Genomic DNA, 18,729 nt, shown 5'->3' with positions numbered 1-18,729 from the left:
CGAGACCAGTCGGTGGTCGTTCAGCGAAGGAGTGGGTCTGTTTGAAGATCGATGTCGTGAGACTAGGGCTTCAGTCCGTTTGTGATAGTAGTCAGAGCAGCTTGCATCAGTGCTTTGTTGCGTTCGTCGGGGATACTGAACAGGCCGCGGTGGATCGCTAGACCATCCATTATGCTCGCAAGCACCCGTCCGGTGTCTTCCGCATGAAGATCGGCACGCACCTCTCCCAGTTCTTGTAGATGCCGTAGCTGGACGGCATAGCTGCCCCCAAGCCGGTCGAACAGATCGGCGATCTTGGCCGCGAAGGCATCGGAAGAAAAACTTGGCCCAAAGATCTCGAAGAATACGCGAACAAAGCGCGCGTGATCGTCCGATGTATCGACCGTTTGGGCCAGATTGGTCACGAACTCTGCACGTGATGTGGGTAATTCAGCGGAACTGAACCGTTGTTCGAGAGCTTCGAAATAATGCGTGACGGCAGCTTCAAAGATCGCCTCCTTGTTCTTGAAGTATAGGTAGGGGGTTCCTTTCCCAAGTCCCGCAGCCCTGGCCACATCAGCCATGGTCGCGGCGTGAAATCCCTTTTCGATGAAGGCGTCACGCGCCCCTCTCAGGACGGTCCGTCGCATTTTTTCTCGGTCGACGATCTTTGGCATAGTGCTGTATTTTCATCATTTTTTCGTCCACGGCAAGCTCGTCATGAAAGTTGATGGCGAAGATCAAGATTTTTTATTGGACGAGTGGTCAGTAAAAAAGCTATTTAAATGACCATCTGGTCAATATAAACGAGACGTCTTCTGCGTCTTTACGTGTCACCAATCCAGTATTTTCGACCAGCCGCGAGAACGCCCGCCAAACGGGTCTGACCACAATCAACACCGTGCCTGAACCCGTTCGCGTGCGATCGACGAGGCCTTGTCTCCGACGTGGCCAATTGTTCGGCGCCTAGTGATCGGCCGCCAATTTGAGAGAGAGGACAATTTACATGCGAAAAGACCACATTCTGGTTACCACATTCTTGGCTTGCCTTTCTGCCGGAACCCTCTCAGCAGAGAGCCCGGTCAAAATCGGCATTCTCTTTGGATTCACCGGACCGATTGAATCGATGGCGCCCCAAATTGCCACCTCTGCCGAGCTAGCTCTAAACGAAGCGTCAGCGTCAGGACTGTTTCTGGGCGGCCGTAGGATTGAACCCGTTCGGGCAGACAGCACGTGCATCGACAGCGCCATCGCAGTTTCTGCGGCGGAGCGCCTTGCATCGGATGATCAACTGAGCGCCATAGTTGGGGCGGGCTGCTCCGGAGCAGCCGCCGCTGTCGTAACAAGTGTCGCGCGTCCGCATGGCATTATATCGATTTCGCCGACCGCGACATCGCCAACGCTGTCAACTTTGCCCGATGACGGCCTGTTCTTCAGAACGGCAACATCCGATGCCAGGCAGGGCGAGGTGTTGGCCCGGTTGCTGATGGAGAAAGATATCCGCAGCATCGCAGTGACCTACACCAGTAACGATTACGGCGCGGGCCTGTCTGACGCCTTTGCCCACGCCTATGAGCAGCTTGGTGGCGAGGTATTGATAGCGGTCGCGCATACCGACGGCAAATCCGACTATTCGGCGGAAGTGGCTACACTGGCAGCCAGCGGTGCCGAGCTTTTGCTTATCGCTGGTTACGCGGATCAGGGCGGGCGAGCTATTGTACAGGCGTCGCTCGACACTGGGGCGTTCGACCGATTTGTGCTCCCCGATGGTATGGTTGCTCAATCGCTGGTCGAGGAATTTGGCCCGGATCTGGCCGGGTCAATCGGTACTTTTCCCGGTGGTTCTTCTTCTCAAGCTGAGCGCTTCGAAGCATTGCTGCAGGCTCGAGGCATTGAGGGCCAGGCACCGTTTCGGGCGGAGGGTTACGACGCTGCAGCTCTTCTCATCCTTGCGATGCAGGCCGCAGGTACCAGCGACCGCGGGCAATTTGCCGAATTGATCCTACCGGTCGCAAACGCACCTGGCGTAGGCATCGGTCCTGGAGAAATAGCCAAGGGTTTGCGCATCCTCTCGGAAGGAGGCGAGATCAATTACGAAGGTGCGAGTGCGGTGGAGCTCAACGAAAGTGGCGATGCAAACGGCAGTTACCAGGAAGTGATCTTTTCCGAGGATGGTTTTGAGGTCGTCAATGTCTGGTAGTGCCCCTCGCCCGCCCTCGATCAATATCAGGGCCGCGACAGGTGACGATCTGGACGCAATCGAGAGTCTGGCCCGTCGCGCAACCCGCGATTTGCTTGGTCCTTTTCTGTCTGCATCGCAGCGGAAAGCGTCGATGGCCTTTACCCCTCTTGATCCGTGGTTGATCGAGGACAGGACATACTACGTTGTCGAAATTGATGGTGTTATCCGGGCCTCTGGGGGCTGGAGTCACCGTGCCCCGATGATCCATGTGCCAGACATGGATCAAGAACAAGAGCCACCGGAAATGGAGGGGGCTGCTAGCATCCGCGCCATGTACACGGATCCCGCCTTTGCGCGACGTGGACTTGGCCAGATGCTCCTGGGTTTCTGTGAAATGTCGGCACGCCTGTCCGGTCATCATCAACTGCAACTCATCGCAACGCCAGTCGGCGAGCGCCTCTATGAGCGCTGCGGCTACACAAGAGTCGGCGCAACAAAGCTGAAGGTCCCGCAGGGTGTCACAATTTTGGTGACCAGAATGGAAAAGGTACTGACCGCCAAACCCGAAGCAATCCGGTCGAAGGCGGCTTGCTGATGCGGTGGCCGCTCAATCCGGCGAAACCGTAGAAGTGAACATTCGGAAATGTCATTTTGCCATTTGGGGCAGCAACATAGCCGGTGAAGTCGGCAATTCACGAGTACGAAAATGAAGTTAGCAAGTGAGGTCAAAAATGGACTGGATCAGAATACTGGACACCGCGTTCAAAGTTAAAGACGTCTATGACAAAGCAAACGAAGTGAAGGCGGTCTATGACTACAGCAAGAAGCTTGAAAAGAAGAAAAAGCTCGAGTGGAAAGACCTGAAGTACTACAAAAACGATCGGATGGAAAAGGCGCTGAAAAATGCCCAGAACGCGTTGAAGAGCGTAAATAGAGCGCTTCGGGCAAGTGCCGCTTGGCCCCAACCCAGGACAAGTGGGGAGTTTCTCGATGCGCTGGCAAAGGCGAACAAATTTGGCCACGACAGCAAACAGGCGACGGATGCCGTTTCGAAATACCTCAGACGCGTAACGGAATACGGTAAGAGTTTAAATACATCGCTAAAGGCGCTCGACAAGCGCAGTGCCCTCATCGATCAAAGGCTGAAAACAGCAAAGGCGTTGAAATCCTATGGCCAGGCTCTGCAAAAGGCCTTTTTGACCTGTGCAAAAATCCCCAGCCCCACAGGAACGGCTCAGAATGCCGAGTTCTTCTCGCTTTCACAGGATGCGAAGGAATTCGCCGGCCACATGGATACACTTGCTAACCGGCTGAAGAAACTTCAGGCCAAAATGCGCAAAACGATTGCTGAGGGCAGACAGCTTGAAAAAAACAACCGGTACTGGATCGCCTATGCATCTAACTATGCAAGGAAGAGCCCAGGTTCGTTGAAAAAGAACCAAAAAGCAAAGGTCCCTGTGGATTGAGCGGAGTATAGACTCGCCCGGTCACTACTTGCGAACCAGTGCAGCTGGGTGCGCCCGCGTCTAGCGCAACCATTAACCAGCCAGATTGCAAGGCACATGGTGCTGGTGCGTCGGGCTGGCCAAGCCGGTCCCTTCGGTGTCGTGTAGTTGGCCCGACGCTGACAACCGGTGACATCCAATGTTGATCCCTGTAAGAAACCCCGTAGCGCAGGTAGAAGAAAACCGCGTGCAAGATCACGTCTTTCGGAAAATGCGCACCCTTAAATGTGATGGTCACGGTCTGCTCCTGTCTTATCTGAGCATGCGCTACCAAAACGACACTCAGTCTGACAGGTGGGAAAAAGTTTGCGACAGAACCGTGTCGCGAACTTTGCAACAGGTCCCAAGGCAAATCAACAGTTGACACCCAACCAACATGCCGCAATAAATTCCATTTATGAAAAATAATGCAACATGTCACTATTTGTACTTCTCCACCTGCCATTCTCGATGGTCGAAGAGGCCATGACACGCCAAACCGAAGATGATGAACTTCTTGCCCGAGCGGCGTGGCTCCATTTCATGGGCCGTTTGACGCAAAGCGAAGTGGCCGCTCGGCTGGGCATTTCGACGACCCGGGCGCATCGGGCCATCGCAAAAGCGCAGGCCGGCGGCATGGTGCACATCGTAGTCAATGCGACATCCGCCACCTGCCTGGAGATGGAAAACAAGTTGGCTGAAACCTTCGAACTGTCGATGTGCCGGGTGGCTATGGACTTGCCGGAACGGGGGCCAATCCCCCTCAGGAGCCTCGGCGCAGCAGGTGGCGAATGGTTGACTCAGGTTATTTCCAGCAAGGCCCACAACGTAGTTGGAGTGTCCCATGGTCGAACGATTGCCGCCATGGTCGAACAATTGGGCCAGACCGCGTCAACCGATACGATCTTTGTGTCGCTTCTTGGGGGGCTGACCCGGTCACTGGCGGCGAATCCTTATGATGTAATTCACAGGCTGGCGCAAAAGACGGGCGCAGACGCTTATCTATTGCCGGTGCCATTGTTCACCGATTCAGCAAAGGACCGTGATGTGATGCTGGCCCAGTCGATGCTAGGCGAGAGTTTTGCGCGGATGCACAGTGCCACGCTTTGCATCGTCGGGATCGGCGACTTGACCTCGTCGATTGGCGTGGCGCAAACCAACGCAGCCAGCCTGGCAGAGGACGGCGCGGTCGCCGAGATTCTGGGCCAGTTCATCGACAAGGACGGGCACAAGATCTCGACCGCGCTGGATGGGCGGACCATGGCTATGAATCTGGACGATCTCGCCAACCGCGAGGTCGTGGCCATCGCAGGCGGGCTTGGAAAAGTAGCTCCGATAAGAGCGGCGCTGAAAAGCGGTCTGTTGACCGGATTGATTATCGATGAGGAAACGGCTCGCGCACTCGTCGATGGGTTGGAGGGCGAAAATGCCGTAGCGGCCCAATAGATTTGCGAGCTTTGGGAGGAACTCGACAATGTATGAAAAGGAAAATGATCTAATCAACGCCTATATGCGCGGTCAGATGAGCCGCCGGAGCCTACTTCGGGGCTTGGCCAGCATGGGAGTGACCGCCGGAACGGCTGCGGTGCTTGTGAATGGGGCGGCGACACGTGCAATGGCTGCGGATTTCGATTGGAAGGCGCATTCCGGAAAGTCTATCAAACTCTTGCTGAACAAGCATCCCTACACGGACGCGATGCTGGCCAATCTGGACAATTTCAAAGAACTGACCGGCATGGAAGTGACCTATGATATCTTCCCCGAGGATGTCTATTTCGACAAGGTCACGGCCTCGCTCAGTTCACAATCCAGCGAATACGACGCCTTCATGACCGGCGCTTACATGACCTGGACATACGGGCCCGCGGGCTGGATCGTCGATCACAATGAATGGATCAACGACCCGTCGAAGACCAACCCGAACTACAACTGGTCCGACATGCTTGAAGGTGTGCGCAAATCCTGTGCCTGGAACGGGCGTCCGGGTGGCGCGCTCGGGTCGGATGACGCGAAACAGTGGTGCATTCCCTGGGGCTATGAACAGAACAATCTGGCCTACAATTCCGAGATGCTGGAGAAAGCCGGTGTTGGTGTGCCCAGCAATATCGACCAGCTTGTGGAAATTGCTGCCAAGCTTCAGGCGGCCCATGAAGGAGTCTATGGGATCGGTGTGCGCGGCTCGCGCAGCTGGGCAACGATTCACCCGGGCTTCTTGTCGGGCTACGCGAATTTCGGCCAGAAAGACCTCAATGTCGCGGATGACGGCAAGCTGTCGGCCGCGATGAACACGGAAGTGTCCAAGGACTACCACGCAAAATGGGTCAAGATGATCCAAGACAGCGGCGCGGCGGACTGGTCCACGCATACCTGGTATCAGGTGGGCACCGATCTGGGCGCAGGCAAATCCGCGATGATCTATGACGCCGACATTCTGGGCTACTTCATGAATGGCGGTGACAACGCCATGGCGGGCAAACTGGCCTATGCGCCCTTCTCCGCCAACCCGGAAGCCGCGGCGCCGACGCCGAATATCTGGATCTGGTCGCTGGCGATGTCAAAGTTCAGCAAAGATCTGGATGCCACTTGGTACTTCATGCAGTGGGCGTCTGGCCCAGAGCATGGGCTGTTTGGCGCGACCCAGATGGACTTCGTCAATCCGGTGCGCCAGTCCGTGTGGGACGATGCGGGCTTCCGCAAACGGCTCAGCGACAGCTATCCGGGCTATGTCGAGATGCATGACGTGTCGGCACCTGGGGCCAAGATCCACTTTACCCCGCAACCGCTTTTCTTCGACCTCACGACCGAATGGGCGGCGACGTTGCAGAAGATGGTGGCGAAAGAGGTGCCGGTGGACGAGGGACTCGACCAACTGGCCGAGAGCGTCAACGCGCAGCTCAAGGACGCCGGTCTGGGCTGACGACGGGACTAGCGGTGGGCCAGATGATGGCCCCCGCACCCAAAGGGTATATTCATGACTGACACCACTCCTGCTGTTCCAGCAAGGCGGAGACTACGCGTCTCGTCCAAGCTGTTTCCCTATCTGCTGAGCTTGCCGGCTCTGCTGGTGTGTATCGGTATCCTGATCCCGTTCTTCACGGCGGTCTGGTATTCGCTGCAGAAGTATCGGCTTTCGCAGCCCTGGAACCGGGGGATGAACTGGGGTGATAACTATCTCAACTTTCTTACGGATTCCTCCTTTTGGAACACGTTGCAGGTGAGTTTGACCTATGCCTTCCTGACCGTTGGGCTGGAATTGCTTCTGGGTCTTGGGATCGCGCTGTTGTTGCAGAAACGGACCAGGCTGAACAACTTCATTTCGATCATGCTCCTGATGCCGCTGATGACCGCCCCGGCGCTTGCCGCGCTGATGTTCAAGCTGATGACCAATCCGAATTTCGGCATTCTGAGTTACTTCGCGCAGGTTTTGGGCTTTGCGGACATGCGGTGGGCGTCGGACCCATCCACCGCGCTGCTGACGGTGGTCCTGGTGGATATCTGGGTCTATACGCCCTTCATCATGATCCTGCTACTGGCCGGATTGCGGTCACTGCCCACGCAGCCCTTTGAGGCGGCGGCGCTGGATGGGGTCCCGCGCCTGCAACAATTCTGGCGGATCACCCTGCCGATGCTAATGCCCTATGTCCTGACGGCGGCCCTGTTTCGGCTTCTGGATAGCATCCAGCAATTCGACATCATCTACGCGATGACACAAGGAGGGCCGGGCGATCAGCTGATGGTGTTTCAGGTCGAGGCATATCTGAATTTCTTCCAATCCACCAATGTGGGCCGATCTGCCGCGCTTCTGTTGGTCCTGTGGGCGATCACCTTCTTCCTGTCCAACCTTTTCATCAAGAACTGGCTGCGTTTGCGAGAACGCGCCCGGGGGGAGGTCTGAGCCATGCATCACCATTCCCCGATTGAACGTGTGCTCAGGGGGATCGCCCTGTTGATCGTGGTTCTGTTTTTCATGTTCCCGATCTTCTGGATCCTGCTGATGAGCCTCCAGACCAATGAGACGATCCTGCGCTCGCCGCCCTCGATTGTGTTCGAACCCACGCTGTCGAACTATGCTGCCATCATTGCCGGACGTCTGGACAGCAATGTGGCGTCCATGGGGATCGACTTCATGTCGAACCTGATGAATTCGGTCATCCTGTCGGTGGGCTCGGTGGCCCTGGCGCTTGTTCTTGGGGTGCCTGCGGCCTATGCGTTTGCCCGGCATAAGTTCCGCGGCTCGGAGGACATCGCCTTCACGCTTCTCAGCTTCCGCTTTGCGCCACCGTTGCTGGTGCTTTTGCCGCTGACGCTCTACTTCCAACAGATCGGGCTGGCGGATACCTATTTCGGCCTGATCTGGGTGTACCAGCTTATCTGTCTGCCGCTAATCCTTTGGATCGTGCGCGGGTATTTCGAAGATATTTCGCCGGATGTGGAACATGCCTATCGGATCGCTGGCCACAGTTGGTTTTCCACATTCCGTCGTATCTCGCTGCCTCTGGCGGCACCCGGGATCGCGGCGGCGGCGCTTCTGGCGTTCATCTTTGCCTGGAACAATTTTATATTCGCGCTGGTTCTGGCCTCGGCGGACAAGCAGCCTGTGACGGTGGGGGCGCTGGCCTTTGTCACCGCCAGCGGCATCCAATACGGCCAGATCGCTGCGGCGGTTGTTCTGTCCATCACGCCGACATTGGCGCTGGCGTTATATGCGCAGCGCTATCTGGTCGAGGGCCTGTCTCTGGGCGCGGTAAAAGGATAAAGATCATGAGTATCCGGATCGAAAACCTGACCAAGCGCTTCAAGGCTGACTCCGTTCTGGACGACGTGTCGTTTGAGGTTCCGGCAGGCGAGACGCTTGTTCTCTTTGGCCCGTCCGGCGCGGGCAAGACTGTGCTTTTGCGTTGTATCGCGGGCGCGGTCGAGGCCGATGAGGGCTCGGTCTGGCTGAACGGCAAGGACGCCACCGATCTGCCCCCCGAAGATCGCGGCCTTGGCATGGCCTTTCAGAACTTTGCGCTTTTTCCGCATATGTCGGCTGAACAGAATATCGCCAGCCCGCTAGAGGCGCGGCGTATCCCCAAAGCGGGCATTGCCAGTGGGGTGCGGCGTGTGGCGGAGCTTCTCAAGATCGACCATGTGCTTGATCACGCACCCAGGGAGCTGTCGAATGGCCAAAAGCAGCGCACGGCCTTGGCCCGTGCGCTGGTGGCTGCGCCCGATCTTTTGCTGCTGGATGACCCGCTGCGGAATGTGGATGCCAAATTGCGCTTTGAGATGCGGCTGGAATTGCCGCGCCTTCTGGCGGATCGCGGCGCGACTGTCATCTATGTGACGCAGGACTATAAAGAGGCGATGGCGCTGGGTCAGACCGTCGCGGTTCTGGACGGAGGGCGTATCGCACAGATCGGCACCCCGGAAGATATTTACCTGCGCCCCGCCAGCCGGGCCATTTCGCGACTTTTCGGCGATCCCACGATCAACCTCCTGGATGTGACGCCCGAGGTGGATGAACGTGGGGTTTTTGTAAGCCTCTCGGGCCATCGCGTGCCGCTGAGCCCCGGCTATGAAGAGGCGGTTGGCCGCTCTGCGGTTCTGGGCCTGCGCCCCGAGGCGGTGCTTTTTGCCGAGACCGGTTTCCCGGTCCAGATCGAAGCCGAAACCCCCCTCAACGAAAAGACGATCACGCTGACCACCACAGCGCGCGGGCGCGAAGTCTTTGTCTCGCGCCCGGCGGGCGCGCCCGGCCCCAGCGGGGACAAGGCGTATCTGACGGTCGAAGGGGCAGCAACACTGCTGTTCGACAAGGCCACCGGCGCGCGTATCGAACCAGCCTCCGGGGCAGATGAGGTTGCGGCATGAGCTATCTTGACCTCTCTTCGGTCTCAAAGACCTATGGCGGAAAAGTTCAGGCGGTCAAAGATCTGAACCTGAGCATCAATACAGGCGAAATCGTCGCGCTGTTGGGGTCGTCGGGCTGCGGCAAAACCTCGACTCTGCGGATGATTGCTGGTTTTGAGGACGTGACGGCGGGTGAAATTCGGGTGAACGGGACGGCCATTCATCAGCTCCCACCCGCCCGCAGGGGTGTTGCGATGGCCTTCGAGGGCTATTCTCTTTACCCGCCGCTGACGATCCGCGAAAACATCGCCTTCGCGATGAAGGCGGAACGGCTTGACGCCGCGCAGGTCGAGACACGCGTCAAAGATATCGCTCGGCTGGTCGAGCTTGAGGATGTTCTGGATCGCTACCCCTCGTCTGTGTCGGGCGGTCAGCAACAGCGCGCCTCGCTGGCGCGTGCGCTTGTGCGCAAGGCCGATCTGCACCTTTTGGACGAGCCCATGGGCCAGCTTGAGCCGCAACTGCGCGCGCTTTTGCGGGGGCGGGTGAAGCATTTCATTCAAGAACGCGGTCTGACGGCCATTCTCGTGACCCATGACCAGACCGAGGCCAATGCCCTGGCGGACAAGATCGCGGTGATGGAGGATGGCGAACTTCAGCAATTCGACACGCCGACCGCGTTGAAAGACAACCCGGCGAACCTGTTTACCGGCACCTTCATTGGCGAGCCCCCAATGAATGTCTTTCCTGCTGGCATGCGCCGCGAAAACCGGCAGGTGATCTTTGGTCTGGGTGACGGCGTATCGCTGGCCTATGACGAAGCGCGTTTTTCGCCGGATCTGCGGGACCGGCTGGAAAAGAACCGCGATCAGATCGCGATTGGCGTTCGCCCCCATGCTGTACGCTTGTCGGAAGACGGGCTGCCCGCAGAAGTTCTGGTGAATCAATGGCTTGGGGATCAGACCCATATTGCGGCAAGCTTTGCGGGCGGCTCGATCGTCTCGGTCATACATGACCGCGCCAAAGTGCAGGCAGGCGAGCGCGTGGGCGTCAGTGTCGCGCCCGAAGATCTGCATATCTTTGACGGTAGCACAGGCACTGCAATCAGCCATGGAGGACAGCTGGCGTGAGTGCGGATATCCTCATAGGCGTCGACGCAGGCACATCCGTTATCAAAGCGGTGGCGTTTGATGTATCCGGGCGGCAGATCGCGATAGCCAGTCGGCGCAACACCTATACGAGCCTGCCAAATGGGGGTGTCGAGCAGAACATGCAGCGGACCTGGGAGGATACCGCTGCGGTCCTGCGCGAGGTCGCGGAAACCGTCGGGGCAAACCGCGTCTGCGCCCTGGGCGTCACGGCGCAAGGCGATGGCACCTGGTTGGTGGATCACGAAGGTACACCCATTCAAGATGGGTGGCTTTGGCTTGATGCGCGCTCTGCTGCCGAGGCCCGGGCCATCGAGACCTCTGAAGGGATCGACACGATTTATCGCCATACTGGTTCAGGGGTGAATGTCTGCCAGATGCGTACGCATTTTTTGTGGATGGAGCGCAATTCGCCCGAGCTGCTTGAGCGGGCATCTACCGCGTTTCACTGCAAAGACTGGTTGTATTACAAGCTTACTGACATTCGGGCGACAGATCCAACCGAAGGTGTTTTCACCTTTGGTGACTATCGCACAAGGGACTACAGCGATGAGGTTCTGGACGCACTTGGTCTTAACGCATATCGCAGCCTTCTTCCCGACATTTTGGACGGTGCCCGAGATACCCATGGACTAACTGTCGAGGCAGCCGCGGCGACGGGTCTGCCACAGGGACTACCGGTTTCGCTGGGCTATGTTGATATTATGTGCACGGCATTTGGCGGCGGGCTCTACGACGAAGCAGCGCTGCCGGGCTTTACCATACTGGGCAGCACCGGCGTCCATATGCGCTTTGCCAGAACCGTTGATGATGTGCGCTTAAACACGGATCGCACGGGCTATACCATGGCCTTTCCTGGTACGGCTTATGCACAGCTTCAGACCAACATGGCGGCGACGCTGAACCTGGACTGGATTCTTTCGGTTGGCGCGGAACTGTTGAATGCGCAAGGGGGAGATGTCGAACCTGCGGATTTGCTGGCCGGGCTCGACGACAGGATTGTTACGGCCCGCCCCGGCGCGGTGCTCTACCATCCCTATATCTCAAGCGCGGGCGAGCGCGGCCCTTTCACCAACCCGGCGGCGCGGGCCAGTTTTACCGGGCTGGATCAAAACACGGGCTGGTTTGATCTGGTGCGCGGGGTCTATGACGGTCTCATACTTGCGGCCCGCGAATGTTATGCGGCGATGGGTGAAACGCCTGCCGAAATTCGTCTGGGCGGAGGTGCCGCGCGCTCATCGGCGCTGCAGCGTTTTCTTGCCTCGGCGCTTGCACGCCCGGTGCGCACCGTCGCACAGGAAGAGGCGGGTGCCGCAGGTGCGGTCATGATGGCCGGGTTGGCAACCGGGCTGTTTGACAGCCCATCCTCTGCTGCCAGGGCCTGGGTTGAACCGCTTCTACAAGAGCCCGTCGAGCCCGAGACAGAGCTTACGGCAACTTATGACGCGCTTTATGCGGCCTACACCGAGACGCGCGCCGCTTTCCCGAAGATTTGGGAGGCCCAGAAATCGATGCGCGAGGCGGTGTCATGACGACCGAAGTGGCCATAATCGGTGACCGTTTCATGTTGCCGGACATGTTCGAGGCCGCGCTGCTTGACGCCTGCGCCGATCAGGTCACGTGCCGCAAGCTCCAGCAGCCTTGGCCCGATGAGCCGATGGAACATGGCTATGCCGTGCCAGGCATGGATGGGTTGAAAGAATATATGGGCACGCCGGAACAGGTTGTCGCCCATATCGGCACGGCACCTGTTCTGATCTCTCATCTCGCGCCCCTGTCGCGCACCATGATCGAAGCGCTTCCGAACCTGAGGCTGGTGGCCGTCTCGCGCGGCGGGCCGGTCAATATCGACGTGAGCGCGGCGCGCGAGCATGGCGTGCGGGTCGTCAACACGCCGGGCCGCAATGCCAGTGCCGTGGCCGAGTTCACGTTGGGGGCCATTCTGGCAGAAACGCGAAACATCACGCGGGGCCATGACGCGCTGCGCAGGGGCAAGTATCGCGGCGATCTCTACCGCGCAGACATCACCGGTGACGAGCTGTCGGAAATGACCGTGGGCGTGATTGGTTACGGTAATATCGGCACCAGGGTGGTTCGGTTGCTGCGGGCCTTTGGGTCGCGCGTTCTGGTCTGCGATCCCTATGTGCAGCTTGACCCTGCGGATGCCGCCGACGGGGTTGCGATGGTCCAACTGGACACGCTTCTGGCCGAGGCCGATATCGTCACGCTGCACCCTCGGGTGACCGACGAGACGCGCAACATGATGAACGCTGAAACGCTGCGGGCCATGAAACCGGGCAGCACGCTGGTAAACACCGCACGCGGCCCGCTGATGGACTATGACGCTCTCTACGATGTGCTGCGCGCGGGCCATTTGCGCGGTGCCATGCTGGAAACATTTGCCATCGAGCCGACCCCCGCCGATCTGTCGCTCTTGCAACTGCCCAATGTCACGCTGACCCCGCATATCGCGGGTGCGTCACTCAAAACCGTGCGGATTGCAGCCGGAAAGGCGGCAGAAGAAGTCCGCCGCTGGCTGGCGGGCGAGCCCCCCTTGAACCCGTGTTGAGGACAAGATGAAAAAAGCCGAAAAAGAACTCCGACAAGCCATAATCGATCAATGCCTGTTCATGAATTCCAGTGGCCTCAATCAGGGCACCTCTGGCAACATCTCGGCCCGGTTCGGGGATCGGATGCTGATCTCGCCCTCGGCAACGCCTTATGACAAGCTGACGCCCGAGATGATCGCCTCGATGCCGTTCGAGGCGGAATACGGAACCTGGGAGGGGCCGCTCAAACCCTCGACCGAATGGCGCTTTCACTTCGACATTCTGAAGAACCGCACCGATATGGGCGCGGTGGTCCATGCCCATCCCAGCTATTGCACGGCGCTGGCCATCGCGCGAAAGCCGATCCCGGCCTGCCACTATATGATCGCGGCCTTTGGCGGCAATGATGTACGGCTTGCCCCTTATGCGCGCTTTGGCACGGCAGAGCTGTCGGACTTCGCCATTGCCGCGCTTGAGGATCGGACGGCGTGTCTTTTGGCCAATCACGGCTCCATCGCGATGGGGGAAGATCTGGACAAGGCGATGTGGCGCGCAGTCGAGCTTGAGGCGATCGCGCGGCAATATTACCTGACCCTGGCCATCGGGGGGCCAGTTCTGCTGAGCGACGCGGATATCGACGAGACTGCGCGCGCTTTTGGCTCTTACGGAGTGCAGGACGACTTCAAGGATGTCGCCGCGGGCACCAGGCAGGCCCGCAAAAAACCAAAAGAAAAGGTCTGACGATGGATGAACCCTTTGACCTGGTTGTCATCGGCGGCGGCATCAACGGTGCCGGCACCGCTCGGGATGCGGCAGGTCGGGGTTTGCGCGTGCTATTGGCCGAAAAGGACGATCTGGCGCAGGGCACATCCTCGCGGTCGGGCAAGTATATCCATGGCGGGCTGCGCTATCTGGAATATTACGAATTTCGATTGGTGCGCGAGGCACTGATCGAGCGCGAGGTCATTCTGAACACCGCCTGCCATCTGGCCTGGCCCATCCGGCTGCTGCTGGTGCATTCCCCGCAGCAACGGCCTCGATGGCTGATCCGGCTTGGGCTGTTTCTGTATGACAATCTGGGCGGGCGCAAACGGATCCCCGGTACGCGTGGCGTTGATCTGAGCAAGGTGCCTGAAGGCCGGGCGATCAAAGACGCCTATCGCCGCGCCTTCGCCTATTACGATGTTTGGGTCGATGACGCCCGGCTGGTTGTTCTGAACGCGGTTGATGCGGCGCGGCGCGGAGCAAAGGTGCTGACACGCACCGCAGTGACCCATGCCCGTCGCGAAGACGGGTTGTGGCGGGTAGGATTGAACGGCCCCGACGGCCCGCAAGAGGTGCGCGCGCGGGCGCTGTTCAACGCTGCCGGTCCGTGGGTCGAACAGGCGATTGGCCAGATTGCGGGCGTGAACTCTTCCAAGCGCATCCGGCTGGTCAAGGGCTCTCATCTGATCATAAAGCGCTGGTGGGAGGGAGATCATGGCTTTGTCCTGCAAGCCTCTGACAAGCGGATTATCTTTGTGAATCCCTATTTCGATGATTTGGCTTTGGTGGGCACCACGGACATTCCTTTTGAGGGTCAGCCCGAGGATGTGGCGATTGATGCCGACGAAACCCGCTATCTGCTCGACATTCTGAACCTTTATTTTCGCGTGGACCTGTCTGCGGATGACGTCCTGTCGGCCTATTCCGGCGTGCGCCCGCTTTTTGATGACGATGCCGCCAAGGGGGCCTCGGCCGTTACGCGGGACTATACGTTCGAGATGGACGGGGGGGATGACCGGGCGCCGCTTTTGTCCGCCTTTGGCGGAAAGCTGACCACCTATCGAAAACTGTCAGAGGCGGCCTTGGAGCATCTGGCACCGTATTTTCCGGCGATGGGCGCGGCCTGGACCGATGGCGTACCACTTCCCGGCGGCGATATACCCAATGCAGAGTTCGGTGCGTGGTTCGAGACATTCTGTGCCAGGTTTCCCTGGCTGGGCGCGGACCTGGCCCGGCACTATGCGCGGTGTTACGGCACCGACGCGATACAGATGCTCGACGGAGCTTCGGGCATGGCAGATCTGGGCGCTCATTTCGGCGGGTTATTCTACGCCCGCGAGGCCGAATGGCTGAAGCGGAACGAATGGGCACAGACGGCTCAGGACATGCTGGAGCGACGCACCAAACACGCGCTTTTCATGACCGATGCCGAGCAACAGGCGGTCGGGGTCTGGCTTGACCGCATGGCTGCGGCATGACCCCGAATCACCTGCGCCAAAGCGCTGACTTCGATGCGCTGAAAGCCGCCGCTGCGCGGCTCGGACGGGACCGGATGCAGATTCAGGGGCCGGGCGGCAATATCTCACTCAAGATGGACGGGGTGATGCTGGTCAAGGCGTCGGGCACCTGGCTGGCGGATGCCGCAAGTGAGGACATCTTTACCGCCGTTGACGCCGCCGCGATGAAGCGTGCGGTTCTGTCCGGTGAGGATGCGGCGGATGACCCGCAACGTTTCCAGATTGCAGAGGGGCTGAAACCCTCGATCGAAACCGGATTTCACGCGGCGCTGGATACGCCGGTGGTATTGCATACGCATTGCGTGGCGACGCTGGCCCGCGCCACGGCACCGGTTCCCAAAGCCCAACTGGACGCGCTGGGTCTGGTCTGGGTGGATTATGTCAAACCAGGGGCCGCCCTGGCGCAGGCCATCCTACAGGCTTGGCACGCTGATGCGCGGGGCGTGATGCTGGGAAATCACGGCATCATCGCGGTGGGCCAAACGGTTGCCGAAGCCGAAAACGTGCTGCGAAAATCCCGCGAGGCCTTTGATAGCGGCCCCGTACCGCACCGCGCGCCTGCCCCCTCTTTCCAGTCATCGCTTGACGAGACGGGCTGGAAACCGCTGGGTGCTGGCGCCACGACGGCACTGGCCTTTGACCCGGCACGCCTCAGGATCGCTTTGGGAGCCGCGTTTTTCCCCGATCAGGTGATATTTCTTGGTCCGGCACCCTGCGCCATGGAGGAGCATGCGATCAAAGCACCCGACTGGCCGCGCCGTGCGTTGGCCCTCGTGCCGGACCGGGGCGCGGCGATCCCTGTTGACGCGTCCGCGGCGCAGGAGGCGCTGGCCGAGATGATCGGCGAGGTGGTTTTTCGTCTACCCACGCACCCAAACCGTCTGAAAGACCACGAAATCGCCGACCTGCTGGGGTGGGACGCCGAGAAGTACCGGCAGTCTCTTGAGCAGGCCCGCACGGAGCGCCTGAAAGGGTCGCAGCAGCAATGACGCCATTGGCCCTTGGCATCGATATCGGAACGTCGGGTGCGCGCGCGGCGGCGTTGTCCGAGGAAGGCGATCTGGTTGCGGAAACCGCAGTCAGGATGCAGCAATTCGGCCCCAACCGGCGCGACCCTGCGATATGGCGGCAAGCGCTGGCCGCCACCCTGGGCGCGCTTTGGCAGAAGGTGGATGCCAAGGCGATCGGTGCCCTAGCCGTGGACGGTACCTCGGGCACGGTGCTGGGGCTGGATGCGGCGGATCGCCCGGTTGGGCAGGCGCTAATGTATGACGACGCGGTTGACGCAGCCGCCATCCCCGCCCGGATCGCGCAGGTGGCCCCGCGTGAAAGCGCCGCGCATGGCGCGGCCTCTGGCCTTGCCCGCGCGATTGCGCTTCAGGCCAGTCCAAATGTTGTTCGCATTTTGCATCAGGCTGATTGGGTTGCCGAACTCTTGTCGGCGTCAAGGCTTCCGAGCGACGAAAGCAACGCGCTGAAAACCGGGTATGATCCGGTGCTGCGGCGGTGGCCCGACTGGATCGCAGCAACGGGCCTCGACACTGCGTTGCTGCCGGATGTGGTACCCGCGGGCCAGCAAACCGGCGAAAGCTCCGGTGCTTTCGGCCTGCCCAAAGGGGTTCCCATCGTGGCGGGCGTCACGGATGGATGCGCCTCTTTTCTTGCCACCGGGGCCAATGCGCCGGGCGATGGGGTCACGGCCCTTGGCACGACATTGACGATCAAGCTGCTGTCAGACGTGCCGGTCTTTGCCCCGGAACATGGCATCTACAGCCACCGTATCGGCACCCAATGGCTGGCAGGCGGGGCATCCAACACCGGGGGCGGCGTTTTGGAGACGTATTTCCAGGACACCGAACTGGCCACCCTGTCGGCCCGGATCGACCCGGAACGCCCGACCGGGCTGGATTATTACCCGCTGGTCGCACCCGGCGAGCGGTTCCCGACCGCCGACCCGGCCCTGCGCCCGCGATTGGACCCCAGGCCGAAGGATGACGCGCTTTTCCTTCAGGGCATGTTCGAGGCCATGGCCCGGATCGAAGCCAGGGGGTTTGCTCTGCTGGCAGAGCTTGGGGCGCCGCGCCTTCAATCGATCCGCACGGTGGGTGGCGGGGCGCAGAATGCTGTCTGGTCTGACCTGCGTCACCGGGCGCTTGAGGTCCCGGTGGCCGAAACGCGCTCGACCAGCGCCGCCGCCGGGGTTGCGCGTTTGGCGTTGCAGAGCGTGCAAGGCTAATGGACAGTATTCGCGGCCTCTCTGATATCATCGACCGGTTCGACGCGGTTGTCACCGATCAGTTCGGGGTCCTTCATGACGGGGACCGGGTGTTTGACGGAGCGCTTGCGGCGCTTCGGGAACTGGCGGCGCGTAAGATACCCGTCGTAACGCTTACCAATTCGGGCAAGCGCGCGCATACCAATGCAGCGCGTCTTGCGCGGATGGGGCTTACGCCCGATCTGGTCGGTACAGTAATCAGCTCGGGTGAATTGGCCCGCGAGCATCTCGAAACGATGCGATCCGGTACCCCGATCGGCCTGATCACGCGAGATGGTGAGACCGAGTTGATTGACGGGCTCAACTTGCGAAAGCTTGATCTTCGGGACAACGAAAGCCCCGAACTGATTGTGCTGGCTGGCATTCAGCCAGAGACCATTTCGCAAACTGACTATGGCGATCTGCTGGCCCGCCACGCGCGGGCCAAGGTGCCCATGTTACTGGTCAATCCTGACCTTTTGATGGGGCAGGGCACGGCAGTGTTTTTCGGCGCCGGCGCAGTCGCGCGGGACTACAGCAATCGCGGTGGTCAGGTCACTCCGCTCGGCAAACCATCACCGGCGATGTTCAAGGCCGCACTCGCGACGCTCGCTAACCCAAAACCCAACCGAGTGCTTATGATCGGGGACAGTCCAGCGCACGATATTGGCGGTGCTAGCGATGCTGGCCTTGCGACTTTGTTGGTTCGCAGCGGTGTGCAAGCAGGTTTGCGGGGGCACATCGCAGACTACACTGTCGACCAGCTGAGGTGGGATTGAAGCAACATAAGGTATGCGGAGAATTCGGTAGGGCTCTGGTGCGAAGTAGCAGATGCTATAGTGAGTGGGTATTTGGACTGCAAAAATTTGTCCTTCAAAGCCAAATCTGCTATTCTGCAAGCGACAGTTGCGGGACATACGCAATCCGCTTGAAGGCAACGTTTCAATCTAAATTTATTAGCTGTCAGCGACCGAGCGCAATTTATTTTCAGATCGGGAAGTAAGATGAGCACGCTA

At 59.4% G+C, this 18,729-nt stretch carries 17 protein-coding genes and 1 pseudogene; 16 read left to right on the top strand and 2 right to left on the bottom strand.

What is annotated here, in order from left to right:
* Positions 1-62: 62 nt before the first annotated feature.
* On the bottom strand, positions 63-656 hold the full coding sequence (locus tag Q5Y75_RS27715) for a TetR/AcrR family transcriptional regulator (RefSeq protein WP_306203516.1): 594 nt from the start codon (positions 654-656) through the stop codon (positions 63-65).
* Positions 657-985: 329 nt separating this feature from the next.
* Between Q5Y75_RS27715 and Q5Y75_RS27710 the strand changes: the two genes are divergently transcribed.
* From Q5Y75_RS27710 to Q5Y75_RS27700, 3 genes are all read left to right on the top strand, one after another.
* Positions 986-2,179 (top strand): ABC transporter substrate-binding protein, encoded by a 1,194-nt coding sequence (locus tag Q5Y75_RS27710; RefSeq protein WP_306203515.1) that lies wholly within the window; start codon positions 986-988, stop codon positions 2,177-2,179.
* 133 nt (positions 2,180-2,312) lie between these two features.
* Entirely contained in the window at positions 2,313-2,756 is a 444-nt protein-coding gene (locus Q5Y75_RS27705; RefSeq protein ID WP_306203514.1) for a GNAT family N-acetyltransferase, read from the top strand.
* Positions 2,757-2,892: 136 nt separating this feature from the next.
* Entirely contained in the window at positions 2,893-3,627 is a 735-nt protein-coding gene (locus tag Q5Y75_RS27700; protein ID WP_306203513.1) for a hypothetical protein, read from the top strand.
* 184 nt (positions 3,628-3,811) lie between these two features.
* On the opposite strand, the pseudogene Q5Y75_RS27695 reads toward Q5Y75_RS27700, so the two are convergent.
* A pseudogene (locus tag Q5Y75_RS27695) lies at positions 3,812-3,904 on the bottom strand (IS6 family transposase); the annotation flags it as partial.
* Between the two features lie 176 nt (positions 3,905-4,080).
* Here Q5Y75_RS27695 and Q5Y75_RS27690 point away from each other — a divergent pair.
* Genes Q5Y75_RS27690 through Q5Y75_RS27630 form a run of 13 tightly spaced genes read left to right on the top strand, consistent with a single transcriptional unit; the run spans position 4,081 to position 18,492 of the window.
* Positions 4,081-5,091 carry a sugar-binding transcriptional regulator gene (locus Q5Y75_RS27690; protein ID WP_306203512.1) on the top strand — a complete coding sequence of 337 codons (1,011 nt, stop codon included), beginning with the start codon at positions 4,081-4,083 and terminating at the stop codon, positions 5,089-5,091.
* A gap of 28 nt (positions 5,092-5,119) precedes the next feature.
* Positions 5,120-6,562, top strand: coding sequence for an ABC transporter substrate-binding protein (locus Q5Y75_RS27685; protein ID WP_306203511.1), 1,443 nt, complete (start codon positions 5,120-5,122; stop codon positions 6,560-6,562).
* A gap of 54 nt (positions 6,563-6,616) precedes the next feature.
* Complete coding sequence (locus Q5Y75_RS27680) at positions 6,617-7,540, top strand: carbohydrate ABC transporter permease (protein ID WP_306203510.1); 924 nt, start codon at positions 6,617-6,619, stop codon at positions 7,538-7,540.
* A gap of 3 nt (positions 7,541-7,543) precedes the next feature.
* Complete coding sequence (locus tag Q5Y75_RS27675) at positions 7,544-8,401, top strand: carbohydrate ABC transporter permease (protein WP_306203509.1); 858 nt, start codon at positions 7,544-7,546, stop codon at positions 8,399-8,401.
* A gap of 5 nt (positions 8,402-8,406) precedes the next feature.
* On the top strand, positions 8,407-9,501 hold the full coding sequence (locus Q5Y75_RS27670) for an ABC transporter ATP-binding protein (protein ID WP_306203508.1): 1,095 nt from the start codon (positions 8,407-8,409) through the stop codon (positions 9,499-9,501).
* On the top strand, positions 9,498-10,610 hold the full coding sequence (locus tag Q5Y75_RS27665) for an ABC transporter ATP-binding protein (RefSeq protein ID WP_306203507.1): 1,113 nt from the start codon (positions 9,498-9,500) through the stop codon (positions 10,608-10,610). Before Q5Y75_RS27670 ends, Q5Y75_RS27665 begins: the two co-directional genes overlap by 4 nt.
* Complete coding sequence (locus Q5Y75_RS27660) at positions 10,607-12,160, top strand: FGGY-family carbohydrate kinase (RefSeq protein ID WP_306203505.1); 1,554 nt, start codon at positions 10,607-10,609, stop codon at positions 12,158-12,160. Before Q5Y75_RS27665 ends, Q5Y75_RS27660 begins: the two co-directional genes overlap by 4 nt.
* Complete coding sequence (locus Q5Y75_RS27655; RefSeq protein WP_306203504.1) at positions 12,157-13,197, top strand: 2-hydroxyacid dehydrogenase; 1,041 nt, start codon at positions 12,157-12,159, stop codon at positions 13,195-13,197. Before Q5Y75_RS27660 ends, Q5Y75_RS27655 begins: the two co-directional genes overlap by 4 nt.
* 7 nt (positions 13,198-13,204) lie before the next feature.
* Complete coding sequence (locus tag Q5Y75_RS27650; RefSeq protein WP_306203503.1) at positions 13,205-13,918, top strand: class II aldolase/adducin family protein; 714 nt, start codon at positions 13,205-13,207, stop codon at positions 13,916-13,918.
* Positions 13,919-13,920: 2 nt separating this feature from the next.
* Positions 13,921-15,420, top strand: a complete 1,500-nt coding sequence (locus Q5Y75_RS27645; RefSeq protein WP_306203502.1) for a glycerol-3-phosphate dehydrogenase — start codon at positions 13,921-13,923, stop codon at positions 15,418-15,420.
* Positions 15,417-16,448, top strand: a complete 1,032-nt coding sequence (locus Q5Y75_RS27640; protein WP_306203501.1) for a class II aldolase/adducin family protein — start codon at positions 15,417-15,419, stop codon at positions 16,446-16,448. Before Q5Y75_RS27645 ends, Q5Y75_RS27640 begins: the two co-directional genes overlap by 4 nt.
* The gene (locus Q5Y75_RS27635; RefSeq protein ID WP_306203500.1) at positions 16,445-17,695 is read left to right on the top strand and encodes an FGGY-family carbohydrate kinase; all 1,251 of its coding nucleotides are present in this window, start codon (positions 16,445-16,447) and stop codon (positions 17,693-17,695) included. Before Q5Y75_RS27640 ends, Q5Y75_RS27635 begins: the two co-directional genes overlap by 4 nt.
* Positions 17,695-18,492: a TIGR01459 family HAD-type hydrolase gene (locus Q5Y75_RS27630; protein ID WP_306203499.1), complete on the top strand. Its 798-nt coding sequence runs from the start codon at positions 17,695-17,697 to the stop codon at positions 18,490-18,492. Before Q5Y75_RS27635 ends, Q5Y75_RS27630 begins: the two co-directional genes overlap by 1 nt.
* The last annotated feature ends 237 nt before the right edge of the window (positions 18,493-18,729 follow it).

The sequence above is a fragment of the Ruegeria discodermiae genome (assembly GCF_030758345.1).
GTDB lineage: Bacteria > Pseudomonadota > Alphaproteobacteria > Rhodobacterales > Rhodobacteraceae > Ruegeria_C.
This window is presented reverse-complemented; position numbering and strand designations above follow the sequence as displayed.